Origin of the sequence: Marinobacter lipolyticus (assembly GCF_018424605.1) — a bacterium.
Lineage (GTDB): Bacteria > Pseudomonadota > Gammaproteobacteria > Pseudomonadales > Oleiphilaceae > Marinobacter > Marinobacter lipolyticus_B.
In genome coordinates, this window is record NZ_QTKT01000006.1 from 187,998 (window position 1) to 203,810 (window position 15,813).

Here is a 15,813-nt window from a genome sequence, read left to right on the forward strand (position 1 = left end):
CGGTATCTGATCACTGATCCGCGCAACGTTCCTGCATTTTCTGCTGCCACTTTTCCATCTTCGCCGCGCGCTTCTCGTTTCGTTCCTGCTGAATCTCGTCCCAGATCTCCCGCTGTTCGTCGGTCAGTTTGAGGCGGTCGGCGATCTCGGCGTGGCGTTTTTCCATCCTGGCCTGGTATTTCTGCTTCCAGGCTTCGCGGTTCTCCGGGCTGAACTTGCCGCTGCCTTCGCGCATCTGTTCACACATCTCTGCGAGGTTGTGCTTGCCGTGGTGACCGCCCTGTTTGTCTCCATGGTTACCCGCGACCGCCAATGGGCTGGCAAGCAGCGCAGCGGACAACGCGGCGCTGGCCAGAAAACGGGATGTTTGACGCTTGATCATGGTTAGTTCCTCATGCTGGTTGGTGGAGCAGCCGCAGCTGTTCCGTGACAGTGACAGCTATGCTAGCGAACAAACCCGTCAGCCGGTGTCAGCGCCGTGTAAAGGTTATGCAAAGGAAAATCGCCGCAAAAAGACACCGCAGGCCAACGTGTTAGACTGGCCGAACCAATTGGGAGGATGGGCATGCAGAACAGGGTATTGCTGGTTGAAGACGACGATGAGCTGCGGCAGTTACTGGCCCGCTATCTGACCGGTCAGGGCTTCAGCGTGCGGGAGGCCGCAACCGGCAACGACGGGCTGTCCCTGGCCCGCGGCCAGAACTGTGACATTGTGGTGCTGGATATCATGCTGCCGGATATCAGCGGCCTGGACGTGCTGCGTGCGCTGCGGGCCGAAACCCACCTTCCGGTGGTCCTGCTCACCGCCCGTGGCGATGAAACCGATCGAATCGTCGGTTTTGAGGTAGGTGCGGATGATTACATACCCAAGCCCTGCAACCCGCGCGAACTTGTTGCCCGTCTGCAGGCGCTGTTGCGCCGCATTGCCTGGGATCAGGCGGTGGACGTGGATGCATCGCGGGTCTACGGCGATCTGCGGGTCGAGCCGGCCCATCGTCGTATCTACCAGAGTGACCAGGCACTAGAGCTCACTGCCACGGAATACGAGGTGTTGCAGGTGCTGCTGGCCCATGCCGGCAGCGTGGTCCGCAAGACCGACCTGATGCAGTGGGCGTTGGGGCGGCGGCTCGAGGCCCATGACCGGACGCTCGATATGCACATCAGCAATCTTCGCAAGAAGCTTGGTAATGACGATCCCCCACGCATCGAGACCGTGCGCGGGCTGGGTTACAGCTATCGGGTGCCGGTATGACCCGGCGCCTGGTATTCCCCCTGTTCTGGCGGATTTTTCTGTCTATCTGGCTGGCCATGGCCATTACCATGCTGATCAGCAATGTGGCGACCCGGGCACTGATGGACCGTGAGCGTGCCTCCATCGAACGGCAGGTCGGTCTGAGGGAGCTGGGGCTGGAAGCCCTGGCGGTGCGCCAGAGTGACGGACGTGGCGCGGCCTGGCGTTTTCTCAGGGGGCAGGGCGAACGGTTGGAGTTGCACCTTATTCTGGTCGAAGCTGACGGGCAGGACGGTCGTTTGCCGGCACCAATTCGCGAACGACTTGAATCGGGCTGGTATCGCCAGCGCCCGGCGCTCATCGAGGTAGCCGAAGGCTATCGTCTGGTCGCCTGGCCGCGTATGGATGGCGAGGGCTGGCTGGACCCGCGTTTTTTCCGGGTATTGGAGATGACGCTGGCCTTCGTGCTGATCACCCTGGCCTGTTGGTGGATTGCGCGGCTGGTCTCGCGCCCGCTCCGGCACATGGAAACCACCGCGAGGGATATCGCCGGTGGCAAGACCCAGCTGCGGGTCAGCGAACGCATTGCCAGCCGTCGCGACGAGGTGGGTCACCTGGCTTCCGCCTTCAACGCCATGACCGAACAGCTGTGTAGCCTTCTGGAACGACAGAATCATCTGCTACGGGATATTTCCCACGACCTGCGTACGCCACTGACGCGCCAGCGCATCGCGATTGAGCTGGCCAGCGAAAGCAGTATGGATGATGACCTGATGGCCAGTATTCTCAGGCAGAACGAGCGCCTGGAAGCCATGACCTCGCAGATTCTCTCGCTCTACCGGGTATCCGAGGAAGGCCGTGATATCCCCCGCGAGGCGATCCAACCAGTGGGTGTGATTAACGACGTGCTTCAGGACGCCGCCGAGTACGCGAAACACCGGGGGGTGGATTGCCAGCTCACGATAGACTCCGACTGTCCCGGGGTGACGGTTCTGGGTGACCAGGAGCTGCTGCAGCGGGCATTTGATAATATCGTGCAGAACGCCCTGGATCACACCAGCCCGGGGCGAGCGATCCACATCCGTATGAAAAAAGCCGATGGCGAGCTGGTGACGATCATCGACGACGAAGGCCCAGGCGTGCCCCCGGAGGTGCTGCCCCACCTGTTCGAGCCGTTCTACCGCGCAGACAAGTCACGCGGTGGCACAGGGTGGGGGCTCGGGTTGGCGATCGCGCGGGACATAGTGGCGGCCCACGATGGGGCTATCGGGGCGGAGATCGGCGCATCAGGCGGGCTTCGGGTGACCGTCCGCCTTCCGGTCTTCACTGACGTTGGCTGAATGGCCTGCCTCCGGATTGCCCGGCCTCAGGTCGCCGGCTTTGGAGAAATCGACACCTTCGAGCTCGCCGTCGTCATAGCGGATGCCGCAGCCCGCTTTTCTGATCTGAGCGGGGCGCGCGGTACCGGCTGGGAAGGTATCGTCTTCGTTATCCACGACGGAGGTTCCTCGGTGTGCCAGAGAGCGAGAACATGAGTAAAACTTACCCGGTGCCGTCAGAATACCTCGAGCGGGAGACGGAGATAAAGAAAAGCCGGTTTATTGCCCGTATTGCCCACGTCACCAGCCGCGACGAGGTCAGGGAATGGCTGGACCGGGCTCACCGTGACCATCCGGACGCGCGTCACATCTGTTGGGCATATCAGCTGGGGCGCCCGGGTTCCGCTGCAGAGGCGGCAATGAACGACGATGGTGAGCCATCGGGTACCGCCGGCAAACCGATTCTCGGCGTGATCCAGCACAAGGATATGGGTGACGTACTGGTCATGGTCATTCGCTATTTTGGCGGAACCAAGCTCGGCGCAGGTGGTCTGGTCCGCGCTTATGCCGGAGCCGCCGAGAGTGTGTTGTCTGCGGTGGGGCGGCTGGTGCAGCAGCCGATGGAAATGGTGGATGTCACCATGGGCTTTGCGGATGAGCAGCCCCTGCGCCACTGGTGTGATACTCACGGAGCCTCGGTGGAGTCGGTCGACTACGGCGCCGGGGTTGTCATGCGAGTGCGGCTGCCGTCAGACAGCAATGCCGCTCTGGTGGAATTCTGTGAGGCGCAGAAGCTCGATTACCGTTTCGACAGGTAGGGAACCCTCGCTACATCGGGGGGCGTGTGGAGTGCGTATACTGAAGGAAAGCAACACGAGATGAGGTGCACTATGACAATGCGCGTGGCGATAGCATCCCTGATGATGCTCCTGCTGGCCGGATGCGCCAGCAAGTCGGTAACCGACTACGATTCCGGGGCCGTATTCGGCAACTACACCAGCTGGGCGTTTGCCGACAGGCGCGGTGACGACTCCGCGTTCCAGTCACTGGACGGCAGCCGCGTGCGCGCGGCGGTGGAACGTGAGCTCAACCGTAAGGCGATGAACAAGGTCAGCGCCGGAGAGGCTGACCTGCTGGTGACCTGGGAAGTGGTTGAAGAGGAGCGGCTCGAGAGTTCCGGCGTGGGTCTTGGTTTTGGTATTGGCCGCGGCAATTTCGGCTGGGGACTGGCCAGTGCACCGCCCGTTCGTGAAATTCAGGAGGGCAAGCTGGTAGTCGAACTCGTTGATGCCGGGACCGAAAAAGTGGTCTGGCGTGCCGCCAGCCGGCGTTATCTCAACGAAGACCAGTCTCCGGAGCATCGTCGTGAGCTGATCGACGAAGTGGTCGCGGACATGTTTTCCAAGTACCCTCCGGGGCTGGATTAGGGGCCCCGGCCAGAGCATCGGGAACCTGACGTAACTCAGCAGATTCGGAGTAATCATGAAGTCGAGATCCGCCGGCGGTCTGGTCTTTTCAACGGAACAGGGCCGTATGTGCCCGGATTGCCGCAACCCTGTGGCTGACTGCGTCTGCGGTCAGTCCTCCCCGCCCTCCGGTGATGGCATTGTGCGTGTCAGTCGCGAAACCAAAGGCCATAAAGGCAAGGGTGTCACTCTGGTTACCGGCATCCCGCTGGCGGAGAAAGAGCTGAAGGCGTTTGCCAAGGTGCTCAAGGCAAAATGCGGCACTGGCGGCACCGTTAAGGATGGTGTGGTGGAAATTCAGGGGGACCAGCGCGATATCCTCGTGCCTCTGCTTCAGGCCAAAGGCTGGACCGTCAAGAGGGCCGGTGGCTGATGGTCTAGGTCGCCGGACCGGCTAACGGCGATATACTGAGCCGATTCAGCGCGCCCGGATGGGCAAACCTTAAGCGGAGGATAAGAATGCACGTAATGGTCCTGGGAGCAGGTGTTGTTGGCGTCACCACCGCGTGGTTTTTGCGCAGGCAGGGGCATGACGTCACCGTGGTTGATCGCCAGAGCAAGGCCGGCCTGGAAACCAGCTACGCCAACGGTGGCCAGGTCTCCGTTTCCCACGCCGAACCCTGGGCCAATCCATCTGCGCCGCTGAAAGTTCTGCGGTGGCTTGCGCGGCCAGATGCGCCGCTGCTGTTCCGGCCACGTATGGACCCGGCCCAATGGCGCTGGGGGCTCGCGTTCCTCAGGGAATGTACGTCTGCGCGGGCCGCTTTCAACATTCGCCAGATGGTGAACCTGGGCACCTACAGCCGCGCCCAACTGCAGGAAGTTCGAAAGGATACGGGGATCGAATACGATCATCTGACGAAGGGCATACTGCATTTTTACACCAATCCCAGTGAATTCGATGCCGCCCTTGAGCCGGCGCGGCTGATGCGTGACCTTGGTTGCGACCGGCAGGTCATTGACGCCGCGCGTGCGGTTGAGCTGGAACCGGCCCTGGCCCCGATCCGCGAGCGGATTGCCGGGGCCACCTACACCTCGGAGGACGAGTCGGGTGACGCCCGAAAGTTCACCCAGGGGCTGGCGGAAAAGGCTGAGAAGGCCGGTGTGGCGTTTTCGTATGGCACCGACGTGCTGGGCTTTGAGCGAACCCGTGACCGTATTCTGGGCGTACAGACCCTGCAGGCGGGCAAACATGAAACCCTGCGGGCCGATGCTTATGTACTGTGCCTGGGCAGTTTCAGCGCGATTCTGGCGCGCCGTCTGGGCCTGTTCCTGAATATCTATCCGGCCAAAGGGTACTCGATTACCGTGCCGGTGAAGAACGCCGACGCGGCCTTCAACGTCAGCCTGACTGACGATGAATACAAGCTGGTGTATTCGCGCCTGGGAGACCGTATCCGGGTGGCCGGCACGGCGGAGCTCAATGGCTACAGCCGCAACCTGGACTACACCCGCTGTCGCGCCATCGTGCGCCGCACTGCGGAAATCATGCCGGAGGCCGCGCACTGGGACCAGGCGGAATTCTGGAGCGGTCTGCGACCGGCCACGCCGTCGAACGTGCCGTACATCGGCAAGAGTCATTTCGGCAATCTGTATCTGAACACCGGTCACGGCACGCTGGGCTGGACCCACTCCTGCGGCTCGGCCGCGGCCATTACCGATATCATTTCCGGCCGCACGCCGGCGGTGGATTTTACCTTCTGCGGTCTGTAACCAGAAAGGCCCGGCGGATGGCCGGGCCTTTCTGGTTGAGCGCGGGTTCGATCAGTTGAGCTGGTCGCGGATCAGTTTCTTGTTGATCTTGCCCACGCTGGTTTTCGGGATATCGTCCACGAAGTCGATTTGCTCGGGAATGGCCCACTTGTTGATTTCGCCGGATTCCACGAACTGTTTCAGATGCGCCTGGATGTCCTCCAGTGTCGCCTCTTCGCCCGGTTTCAGTGTCACCAGCGCGTGCGGGCGCTCGCCCCACTTTTCGTCCGGAACCCCCACCACGGCGGCACCGGCAACGGCGGTGTGCTGACTGATCAGATTCTCCAGGTCCAGTGACGACAGCCACTCGCCGCCGGTCTTGATCACGTCCTTGATGCGGTCCTTGATCACCAGCGTGTTGTCGGGCTCCAGGCTGGCCACGTCACCGGTGTGCAGCCAGCCGCCCTGCCACAGTTCCTCGCCTTTCTCCGGCTCCTTGAAGTAGCTCTGGGTGAGCCAGGGGGCCCGGGCGACCACTTCACCTTTGGCTTCGCCATCATGGGCGACCGGATGTCCGGACGGATCCACGATTTCCAGCTCGGTCATGGGCACGGCGATACCGGTTTTTACCCGCTTGGCGGTCTGTTGCTCCAGGGGCAGCTCCAGATCTTCCGGCGTGAGGTGAGTGGTTGAGAGCAGGGGGCAGGTTTCCGACATGCCGTAGCCGGTGTACATGCGGATGCCCAGTTTGGCTCCGGCATCACACAGGCCTTTGGTGAGCGCACTGCCGCCGATCAGCACATGCCAGTTGCTGAGATCCGCCGTCTTGATGGACTCGGTACCCATCATCATCTGCATGATGGTGGGTACGCAGTGTGAGAAAGATACCTTGTGTTCCTTGAGCAGATCTACCAGCAGCTCCGGTTCATAGCGGCCGGGATAGACCTGTTTGATACCCAGCATGGTGGCGGCGTAGGGCACACCCCAGGCGTGCACGTGGAACATGGGTGTGACCGGCATGTACACCGTCGAGGAGCGCAGCAACGGCATTTCATCATACGCCGACAGCGAACCGGTCATGGCCAGGGTATGCAGCACCAGCTGACGGTGGCTGAAAAACACGCCCTTGGGGTTGCCGGTGGTGCCGGTGGTGTAGAACGTGGTGGCCACACTGTTCTCGTCAAAATCCGGGAAATCAAACTCGGTACTGGCGCTGGCCAGCATGGCTTCGTATTCGCCGGCGGTCTGGAGGTCTGTGGCCTTCGCCGACTTCTCGTCGGTCAGCTGAATGTAGCTTTTGACTGTTTTTATCTCATTGCGGACGCCTTCCAGAATGGGCAGGAAGTCATCATGGACCAACACCACATCGTCTTCGGCGTGGTTCATGGTGTAGACAATCTGCTCGGGCGAGAGGCGCACGTTGATGGTGTGCAGGACCGCGCCGATCATTGGCACGGCAAAAAAGCATTCCAGGTAACGAGGGGTGTCCCAGTCCATCACTGCCACGGTGTCGCCGGGCTTTACACCAGCGTCAGTGAGGGCATTGGCGAGGCGATGAATGCGTTCCACCAGATCGGTGTAGGTGTATTTGCTGCGATTGGCGTACACGATTTCCTGGTCCGGAGAGTACCTGGGGCCGGACAGCAGCAGTTGTTTGATCAGCAGCGGATACTGATGGGCGTTGTCCGCCGGCGGGAGAATGCGGGTCTGTGCCATTGCTCGATACCTCTTTCTCAGTTGTTGATGTTATACGAGAAACAGAGGTAAATCTGACACACTTCGCGGAAAACGGAAACCTGGGAAAGGGTAAAAACACAGAGCGAATCGGGTGTTACGGTGAGCCGGTTTCGCTCTGCGGTTCAGTGTGGGGCTCGGTTACTCGTAAGTGCAGAGGTAAGCCGTGTCGATGTCGGTTTTGGCCTTGAAGCTTGCCTGGCCGGCTACATCAAAGCTCTCGCCGGCACCGTAGGTCATCCATTCTTCCATGCCGGGCAACAAAACGGTCAGTGCGCCGCTGATCACCGTCATGGTTTCCTTCTTGCTGGTGCCGAACTCATATTCGCCCGGGCTGATAACGCCCACGGTGGCGGGAAGAGTAGAGGTCTGGAACGCGATGGATTTTGCCTTGCCGTCGAAGTATTCGTTCACTTTCAGCATGATTTTGGCTCCTTGAGTCAGTTTGGGCGCCCACTATACGGCAATTTTCTGTCTGGCCAATGACATTTTTTTGCAGAGGCCTACTGCTCCCAGGGGTTGCCCCGGGTTCCGTCCATGGGCTTTACGCCAATGTGCATCGCCGCCTTGGCCAGTATGTTGGCACTCACCGGAGCTGTCATGAACAGGAACACGGTAATCAGGATTTCGGATATCCCGATACCGTCGTGGCTCACGCTGAAATAAACCACCGATGCCAGCATGATGGCGCCGACGCCGACGGTGGTGGCCTTGGTCGGTCCATGCAGGCGGGTAAAGAAATCCGGCAGCCGGGCCAGCCCGATAGCGCCAATGAGGGTGAACCCACCCCCAATCAGCAACAGGGCCGCGATGACGTATTCGGCGATCTCGCTCATGGCCGGTATCCTCCGTCGAGCTGTGATAAGTTCAGTGAATTATTCAATGACGCTGCCCCGTTTGAGGTACTTGGCCATGGCCACGGTTCCGACAAAGCCCATCACCGCGATCAGCAGAGCGGCCTCCAGATAAAGCCGTGTGCCCAGCGCAAGGCCGAGCAGTATGATCAGTGCAATGGCATTGATGTACAGCGTGTCGAGCGCCAGCACCCGGTCCGGTGCATCGGGTCCGCGGATCAGACGGTACACATTCAGTAGCGCCGCCAGAACCACCATAGCCAGGGTTATGTACAGGGCAATTGTGATCATTTGAACATCTCCAGCAAGGGCTTCTCGTAGCGGGTCCTGATGGCGTCGATGACCTCTTGCTCGTTGTTTACGTCCAGGGCGTGAATCAGCAGTATTTTGTTGTCGTCACTGACATCGGCGCTCACGGTGCCGGGCGTCAGTGAAATTGTGCTGGCGAGGATGGAAATAGCCAGTGGATGTTCCAGTTCGAGCGGGTAGCAGACGAACATCGGCTCCGGTTTGCGGGTGCTCAGGATCAGCCGCGCAACGGAGAAGCTTGCGATGACAATGTCTCCCAGCACTCGCAGCAGATAAAAGGGCATCCGCCAGGCATGGATGAATGCGGGCCGCTCCGGCCAGAATCCCTGGGTGATCTGGGGGATCAGCCACGCCAGGATAATCCCCATCACCACACTGGCACCGGAGATGCCGTCACTCAGGAACTGCCAGATGGTGAACAGAAGCAGGCTCAGCCACGGTTGAGGGAAATTCAGACGATCAAGCATTATTCTTCCTCCCCGACCATGGGTGTCTGCAGAATACCAATATAGGCGCTGCTGTCGTGGAGCTGGGCGGCTGTCGCATCGGTGTAGCGGGTGATCGGGCCGGCGAGAGCCACAATCACCACGCTCAGGCCTACCAGCGCGCCGGCGGAGATGGAAACTCGGGCGCTGAGTCTGCCCGGATCCTCAATGTGCCCCTCAACGTTTCTCCAGAACACAATGCTGCCGGCGCGACTGTAAGCGATGAGGGTAAAGAAGCCGCCGATCAGGATCACCGACCACAGCCAGGCCATTTGCGGGCCGGGCGTCACTGCCTGAAGAATCAGCAGCTTGGAGAAGAATCCGCTCAGCGGCGGCAGGCCCGCGGCGGCGACCGCTCCCATCAGGAACAGGATGCTGAGGAAGGTACGGTTGCGCATCCGCGGCGCCGTGACGATCTTGTCGGTGGCCGTTCCCCGCTGCCGGCTGATGAGATCGGCCACCAGGAACAGGCCGCCCACCACCCAGGTGGTGTTGAGCAGATAGAACAGCGCTGCCGAGGTGCCCTCCACCGAGCCCAGAGACATCGCCGCCAACAGTGTGCCGACCGAGATAATCACCTGCCACGCCACCAGCGTTTTCAGGCTCTCGGAGCCGAGCGCGCCGATCACGCCCATGGCCAGGGTGATAAGCGCCAGCGGGAACAGCCAGTCCATGCCCAGCCCGGCCAGTTCCCCGGCCTGATCACCGAACACCAGGGAATAGACTCGCAGGATGGCGTAAATGCCGACTTTGGTCATGACCGCAAACAGCGCTGCCACCGGTGCAGTAGCTGTCGCGTAGGCGCGTGGCAGCCAGAAACACAGAGGCAGAACCGCAGCCTTGAGGCCAAACACCACCAGAAGCATCATGCCGCCGGCTTTGACTATGTGCAGGTTCTCCTCGTTGACGTCGGCCACCTTGATCGCCAGATCAGCCATGTTGAGGGTACCGGTGACGCTGTAAATCATGCCGACGCTGATCAGGAAGACCGCCGAACCGATCAGGTTCAGCGCCACGTAATGCAGCCCGGGCACACTGCGGATGGTGCCGCCACCGTGCATCAGCAAGCCGTAGGAGGCGATCAACAGAACCTCGAACGCGACGAACAGGTTGAACAGATCGCCAGTCAGAAAGGCGATGTTCAGGCCCAGCAACTGGAACAGGAAGAGGGCATGGAACTGCCGATTGCCCTCATCCGTGCCGCCGAGGGCATAGATGTGGCAGAACAGGGCCAGAGCAGCGGTCATGACCAGCATCAGCGCCGCAAGCCGGTCCAGTACCAGCACGATACCGAACGGTGGTTGCCAGTTGCCGAAGGCATAGGCGCGGTAGCTGCCGTCATCGGCCAGCACCAGCAGCACGACGGCCGCGGCAAGCGTGAGTACGGTGGTGGTCAGCGCGAGAGTGCGGCGCAGGCTGATGGGCGCGTATCCCATGAACACCTGCAGCACACCACCCAGCAGCGGAATCAGAATGGGAGCGGTCAGCCAATGATTCATTTACCGGATACCTCTTTGTCCGCATTCGGTTTCGGGGCGGTGGACGACTGGCGTCCGTCAACGTGGTCATCCTCGTGGTCCGCCAGATTGCGCAGGGCGAGGACCACCACGAACGCGGTCATGGCAAAGCCGATCACAATGGCGGTGAGTACCAGGGCCTGGGGCAGCGGATCCGAATAGCCGGCTGTGCTGCCGATGATAGGCTGCCCGCCGGTTACCAGCCGCCCCGATGAAAACAGGAACAGGTTGACGCCGTAGGATAGCAGGGTCAGCCCGACGACCACCGGGAAGGTGCGGGCCCGCAACAGAAGATAGACACCCGAGGCGGTCAACGCGCCAATGGCCAGAGCGAAAGCCAGTTCCATTACGCGCCCTCCTTCTTGCTTTTGATGGCGGAGTGGGGCGACAGGCGCCCGATGCTGACCAGTGCCAGCAGCGTGGCCCCGATCACGGTCAGGTAAACCCCAAGGTCAAACACCAGTGCGGACGCGACCTCGAATTTGCCGACCACGGGCCAGCTGATGTAGTCAAAAGTACTGGTCAGGAACGGATAACCAAAGGCATAGCTGCCGGCACCGGCGATGGTGGCAAACAGCAGGCCTAATCCGATCACGTTGTGATAACGGAAGGGAACCCGGTCCTGAGTCCAGATCATGCCGCTGGCGATGTACTGGAGGATCAGCGCGACGGCGGTAATCAGACCGGCGATGAAGCCGCCACCGGGCAGGTTGTGCCCGCGCAGGAAAATGTAGGCTGACACCATCAGCGCCAGCGGCAGCATCGGCCTGGCAATCTGGCGAAGCATCAGCGGGTAAGCGTCCCGGGTCCACGCATGGCCCTGGCCATCCCCCGGCGGAGGTGTCAGCGCGGTATTTTTGAGCATGGCGTAGATGCCCAGTGCCGCGATGGCCAGTACGGTAATTTCGCCCAGGGTATCGAAGCCCCGGAAGTCCACCAGAATAACGTTGACCACGTTGGTGCCGCCGCCGCCCGGCTTGCTGTTCTCCAGGAAGAACTCCGAAATCGATGTGAACGGCTGCGTCAGCATGGCAAGGGTCACGACCGTCATACCGACACCGGCAGCCAGGGCGATGGCAATGTCACGTACGCGGCGAGACGGGGTGGTTTCCAGCGGTGTCCAGGACGGCATGTAGTACAGAGCCAGCATCAGCAGAACGATGGTGACCACTTCCACCGACAGCTGGGTCATCGCCAGGTCAGGAGCGGAAAAGCGGGCAAAGCCCAGAGCGACCAGCAGCCCGACCACACTGAGCAGTACCAGGGCGTAAAAGCGCTCACGGTGGAGGGCCGCCGTAGCAAACGCACAGATTATCAGCACGCCGATACCCACCAGCGTCGGCCAGTCTATCGGCGACAGGCCGCTCTCACCGACAAAAATGCCCAGCTGCATCAGCGGGGCGATGGCCACGGCGATAACGCTGAGCAACAACAGCATGGTGTAGCGCTGCAGTGACCCGTTCTCGATGCGGGCGGTGAACCGATTGGCCAGGGCGACTACCCGGGATATGGCCGCTTCGAATACCGCCTTCTCGTCAATTTCCCGGAAGCGGGCGTGGAAATCGAAAAAGCGTTGGCGCTGACTGTACATCAGCAGTCCGCCGAAGAACGCCGCAAAGCTCATCATCAGTGGCAGGTTGAAGCCATGCAGGATCGCCAGGTGATACTCCGGCACCGTGCCGCCGAGGGTGGCGGATGCCGCGGCGTAAAGCAGAGGCCCCACCGACAGTGCCGGGAACACGCCGACCATAATGCAGGCGAAAACCAGAATCTCCACCGGAATCTTCATGTAGCGGGGCGGTTCGTGGGGAGGATAGATCGGCAGATCCACTGGCTTGCCGTTAAAGAACACGTCATGGATGAACCGCGCCGAGTAGGCCACTGCAAAGATGCCGGCGAGCGTGGCCACCAGTGGCGGCAGCCAGGCCCAGATGCCGGGCAGATTCAGCTGCAACGATTCGGCGAAGAACATTTCCTTGCTCAGGAAGCCATTGAGCAGCGGCACCCCGGCCATGGAGGATGCCGCCACCATGGCCAGCGTGGCGGTGTGGGGCATGTAGCGCCACAGGCCGTTGATGCGGCGCATGTCCCGGGTGCCGGTTTCGTGATCGATGATGCCGGCCGCCATAAACAGCGATGCCTTGAAGATGGCGTGGTTGATCACGTGGAACACCGCGGCCACGGCGGCCAGTTGCGTGCCCATGCCAAACAGCAGGGTGATCAGCCCCAGGTGGCTGACCGTGGAGTGTGCCAACAGGCCTTTCAGGTCGTGCTTGAACATGGCGACGTAGGCGCCAATCAGCAGTGTGGCCATGCCGGTGAAGCTGACCATGTAGAACCATTGCTCCGTGCCTGCCAGGGCCGGGTACAGCCGGGCCATCAGGAAAATGCCGGCTTTGACCATGGTCGCTGAGTGCAGATACGCCGACACCGGTGTGGGCGCCTGCATGGCGTGGGGCAGCCAGAAATGAAACGGAAACTGGGCCGACTTGGTGAAGGCCCCGAGCAGAACCAGGGTCAGGGCAACCGGATACAGGCTGTGGGCTTTGATCAGGTCGCCCGCGGCCAGCACATCGTCAAGCTCGAAACTGCCGACAATGTTGCCGATGATCAAGATACCGGCGAGCAGCGCCAGGCCTCCGCCTCCGGTCACGGCGAGCGCCATGCGGGCCCCGCGGCGGGCATCCTGTTTGTGGGTCCAGAAGCTGATCAACAGGAACGAGGTCAGACTGGTCAGCTCCCAGAAGATCATCATCAGCAGCAGGTTGCTGGACAGCACGATGCCGAGCATGGAGCCCATGAAGCACAGCAGCAGGGCGTAGAACTTACCGACATTCTCTTTTGCTTTCAGATAGTAGCGCGCGTAGAGAATGATCAGCAGGCCAATGACCAGTATCAGCAGCGCAAAAAGCAGGGAGAGGCCGTCAAGCCGGAAACTGAAGGACAGGCCCACTGCCGGCAGCCATTGGTAGCTGTGCAGGATCACGCCGCCTTCGGCCAGGGTGGACCAGTGCGGGTACAGCGCTGCCAGGGCAACGATGGCAGGCACCGAAGCGGCAATCGCGATTGCCGTGCGTCCGCCCTGGGCGAACAGTGGAGCTGCCAAAGCCCCTAAAAAGGGCAGGAAAACGACCAGCGGTAGCGACATCGCAACCTCTTTATTGGTTTTTCTCTTTCATGGATGGAGTTTCAATTTTTGCCTGAGTTTAGACTCCGGTTACTTGTTCTGCACCGGCTGGGGTGAGCCCACAGCAAGAGCGAACAGCGACGGAGGTTCAGCAGAAACGGGGTGGGTCAGGAAAATACGGAAGACGGCCCCGGTGATGATGCACATCGGCAGTAGCCGGGAAAAAACCGGGTTGATGTAACACGTCGGACCTCTCGGTCATGGGTGCTCCGTTAGCAAGACACGAGAGCCGATGATACTTGGCAGGCCCTGCAGGTCAAGTCAGCCGGTCATTAATCAATTCTATTGGTCCGTTATGGGTCGTACTTTGGTCGCAGGTGGCTGTGGTACCATCTGCAGTTTCCGACAGAACCGCGCGAGCCCCCTTTATGAGCCAAGCCTATCCTCACCTGCTGAAACCCCTTGATCTCGGTTTTACGGAACTCAAGAACCGGGTACTGATGGGATCCATGCACACCGGTCTGGAAGACCGCTTCTGGAATGTGCACAAGTTCGCCCGCTATTTCGCCGAACGGGCTGAAGGCGGGGTGGGGCTCATGGTCACCGGCGGCTATTCTCCCAATCTGGTCGGTCAGCTGGCACCACTGTCGTCCACCATGAACAACCGTGCTACCGCCCTGCTGCACCGGCATGTTACCGGAGCGGTGCACGAGGCCGGTGGCAAGATCTGCCTGCAGTTACTGCACGCCGGTCGCTACGGCTATCAACCACTGATCGTGTCGGCATCCGCCACCAAGGCCCCGATCAGTCCGTTCAAAGCACGGGCGCTGTCTGCCAAAGGTGTGGAACGGCAGATCAACGATTTCGTCAATGCCGCGAAACTGGCGAAGTTTGCCGGTTACGATGGCGTCGAGGTGATGGGCTCAGAGGGCTATTTCATCAACCAGTTCCTGTGCGAGCGCACCAACAAGCGCACCGACAAGTGGGGCGGCCCCTACGAGAACCGGATGCGGCTGCCAGTGGAGATCGTACGAAGAATGCGTGAGGCCGTGGGTCCGGAATTCATCATCATCTACCGGCTGTCGATGCTGGATCTGGTGGATGGCGGTCAGACCTGGGATCAGATCGTGACTCTCGGCAAGGCCATCGAAAAAGCCGGTGCCACCATCATCAACACCGGCATTGGCTGGCACGAGGCCCGGGTGCCCACCATTGTCACTTCGGTGCCCCGCGGCGGCTTTGCCGATGTCACGGCCAAGTTCTACGGCGAGGTTGATATTCCGGTCTGCACCACCAACCGCATCAATACACCAGAGAAAGGCGAAGAGATACTGTCCGCCGGCAAGGCCGATATGGTGTCCATGGCGCGCCCCCTGCTGGCGGACAGCGAGTTCGTGCGCAAGGCCGAACAGGACCGTGCCGACGAGATCAACACCTGCATCGCCTGTAACCAGGCCTGCCTGGATCATGTCTTCCAGGCCAAACGCGCGTCCTGCCTGGTGAATCCCCGGGCCTGCCATGAAACCGAGCTGGTGCTTACGGTTGCCCCCGTGGTCCGCCGTGTGGCGGTGGTCGGGGCCGGGCCGGCGGGTCTTGCGGCGGCCACCACGGCGGCCAAACGCGGCCATCGCGTAACCCTGTTCGAGGCAGACGACAAGATCGGCGGCCAGTTCAACTACGCCAAGCGTATCCCCGGCAAGGAGGAATTCTACGAAACCCTGCGGTATTTCCAGCGCCAGATCGAGCTGCTGGAGATCGACCTCAGGCTCAATACCCGCGTTGAGGCTGCAGAGCTTGCGGAGCAGGGCTTTGATGACGTGATCATTGCCACCGGCGTCAAGCCGCGGACCCCGAAGATCGACGGTATTGACCATCCCAAGGTGCTGGGTTACCTGGACGTTCTGCGGCACAACAAGCCGGTAGGGCAGAGCGTGGCGGTGATCGGCGCCGGCGGTATCGGTTTCGATGTCAGCGAGTTCCTCACTCACGACTTCGGCCACCACCCGGAAGGCGAACAGGTCAGCGTCGCAGACTGGCAGGCGGAGTGGGGTGTGAACCCCGACTTCGAGGGGGCGGGAG

17 protein-coding genes are annotated in these 15,813 nt (G+C 60.9%); 7 read left to right on the forward strand and 10 right to left on the reverse strand.

Going from position 1 to position 15,813, the window contains the following annotated elements:
* Positions 1–10: 10 nt before the first annotated feature.
* Positions 11–382, reverse strand: coding sequence for a hypothetical protein (locus tag DYI22_RS10700; RefSeq protein WP_213478026.1), 372 nt, complete (start codon positions 380–382; stop codon positions 11–13).
* Positions 383–565: 183 nt separating this feature from the next.
* Between DYI22_RS10700 and DYI22_RS10705 the strand changes: the two genes are divergently transcribed.
* On the forward strand, positions 566–1,252 hold the full coding sequence (locus tag DYI22_RS10705) for a response regulator transcription factor (protein ID WP_213478027.1): 687 nt from the start codon (positions 566–568) through the stop codon (positions 1,250–1,252).
* A complete protein-coding gene (locus DYI22_RS10710) occupies positions 1,249–2,571 on the forward strand; it encodes a sensor histidine kinase (protein ID WP_213478028.1) in 1,323 nt (440 codons plus the stop codon). Before DYI22_RS10705 ends, DYI22_RS10710 begins: the two co-directional genes overlap by 4 nt.
* Here DYI22_RS10710 and DYI22_RS10715 read toward each other — a convergent pair.
* A complete protein-coding gene (locus DYI22_RS10715) occupies positions 2,518–2,727 on the reverse strand; it encodes a hypothetical protein (protein WP_213478029.1) in 210 nt (69 codons plus the stop codon). The two genes, DYI22_RS10710 and DYI22_RS10715, sit on opposite strands and share 54 nt — an antisense overlap.
* A 35-nt stretch (positions 2,728–2,762) precedes the next feature.
* Here DYI22_RS10715 and DYI22_RS10720 point away from each other — a divergent pair, with 35 nt between their 5' ends.
* From DYI22_RS10720 to DYI22_RS10735, 4 genes are all read left to right on the forward strand, one after another.
* Positions 2,763–3,368, forward strand: a complete 606-nt coding sequence (locus DYI22_RS10720) for a YigZ family protein (protein ID WP_213478030.1) — start codon at positions 2,763–2,765, stop codon at positions 3,366–3,368.
* A gap of 78 nt (positions 3,369–3,446) precedes the next feature.
* Positions 3,447–3,977, forward strand: a complete 531-nt coding sequence (locus DYI22_RS10725; protein WP_213478052.1) for a DUF4136 domain-containing protein — start codon at positions 3,447–3,449, stop codon at positions 3,975–3,977.
* Positions 3,978–4,032: 55 nt separating this feature from the next.
* Complete coding sequence (locus tag DYI22_RS10730; protein ID WP_213478031.1) at positions 4,033–4,389, forward strand: translation initiation factor Sui1; 357 nt, start codon at positions 4,033–4,035, stop codon at positions 4,387–4,389.
* An 86-nt stretch (positions 4,390–4,475) separates the two neighbouring features.
* Entirely contained in the window at positions 4,476–5,729 is a 1,254-nt protein-coding gene (locus tag DYI22_RS10735) for a D-amino acid dehydrogenase (protein WP_213478032.1), read from the forward strand.
* 51 nt (positions 5,730–5,780) lie between these two features.
* On the opposite strand, the gene DYI22_RS10740 is transcribed toward DYI22_RS10735, so the two are convergent.
* From DYI22_RS10740 to DYI22_RS10775, 8 genes are all read right to left on the reverse strand, one after another.
* On the reverse strand, positions 5,781–7,424 hold the full coding sequence (locus DYI22_RS10740) for a fatty acid--CoA ligase (protein ID WP_213478033.1): 1,644 nt from the start codon (positions 7,422–7,424) through the stop codon (positions 5,781–5,783).
* 159 nt (positions 7,425–7,583) lie between these two features.
* A complete protein-coding gene (locus tag DYI22_RS10745) occupies positions 7,584–7,865 on the reverse strand; it encodes a pyrimidine/purine nucleoside phosphorylase (protein ID WP_064228261.1) in 282 nt (93 codons plus the stop codon).
* Between the two features lie 80 nt (positions 7,866–7,945).
* Positions 7,946–8,278 (reverse strand): Na+/H+ antiporter subunit G, encoded by a 333-nt coding sequence (locus tag DYI22_RS10750; RefSeq protein WP_213478034.1) that lies wholly within the window; start codon positions 8,276–8,278, stop codon positions 7,946–7,948.
* 39 nt (positions 8,279–8,317) lie between these two features.
* Positions 8,318–8,587: a K+/H+ antiporter subunit F gene (locus DYI22_RS10755; protein ID WP_213478035.1), complete on the reverse strand. Its 270-nt coding sequence runs from the start codon at positions 8,585–8,587 to the stop codon at positions 8,318–8,320.
* Entirely contained in the window at positions 8,584–9,072 is a 489-nt protein-coding gene (locus DYI22_RS10760; RefSeq protein WP_213478036.1) for a Na+/H+ antiporter subunit E, read from the reverse strand. Before DYI22_RS10760 ends, DYI22_RS10755 begins: the two co-directional genes overlap by 4 nt.
* Positions 9,072–10,589: a monovalent cation/H+ antiporter subunit D gene (locus tag DYI22_RS10765; RefSeq protein ID WP_213478038.1), complete on the reverse strand. Its 1,518-nt coding sequence runs from the start codon at positions 10,587–10,589 to the stop codon at positions 9,072–9,074. The genes DYI22_RS10760 and DYI22_RS10765 overlap by 1 nt, the downstream gene beginning before the upstream one ends.
* On the reverse strand, positions 10,586–10,954 hold the full coding sequence (locus DYI22_RS10770; RefSeq protein ID WP_213478039.1) for a Na+/H+ antiporter subunit C: 369 nt from the start codon (positions 10,952–10,954) through the stop codon (positions 10,586–10,588). Before DYI22_RS10770 ends, DYI22_RS10765 begins: the two co-directional genes overlap by 4 nt.
* The gene (locus tag DYI22_RS10775) at positions 10,954–13,755 is read right to left on the reverse strand and encodes a monovalent cation/H+ antiporter subunit A (protein WP_213478040.1); all 2,802 of its coding nucleotides are present in this window, start codon (positions 13,753–13,755) and stop codon (positions 10,954–10,956) included. The genes DYI22_RS10770 and DYI22_RS10775 overlap by 1 nt, the downstream gene beginning before the upstream one ends.
* A 407-nt stretch (positions 13,756–14,162) precedes the next feature.
* Here DYI22_RS10775 and DYI22_RS10780 point away from each other — a divergent pair.
* On the forward strand, positions 14,163–15,813 hold a 1,651-nt coding region (locus DYI22_RS10780; protein WP_213478041.1), incomplete at its 3' end, for an NADPH-dependent 2,4-dienoyl-CoA reductase.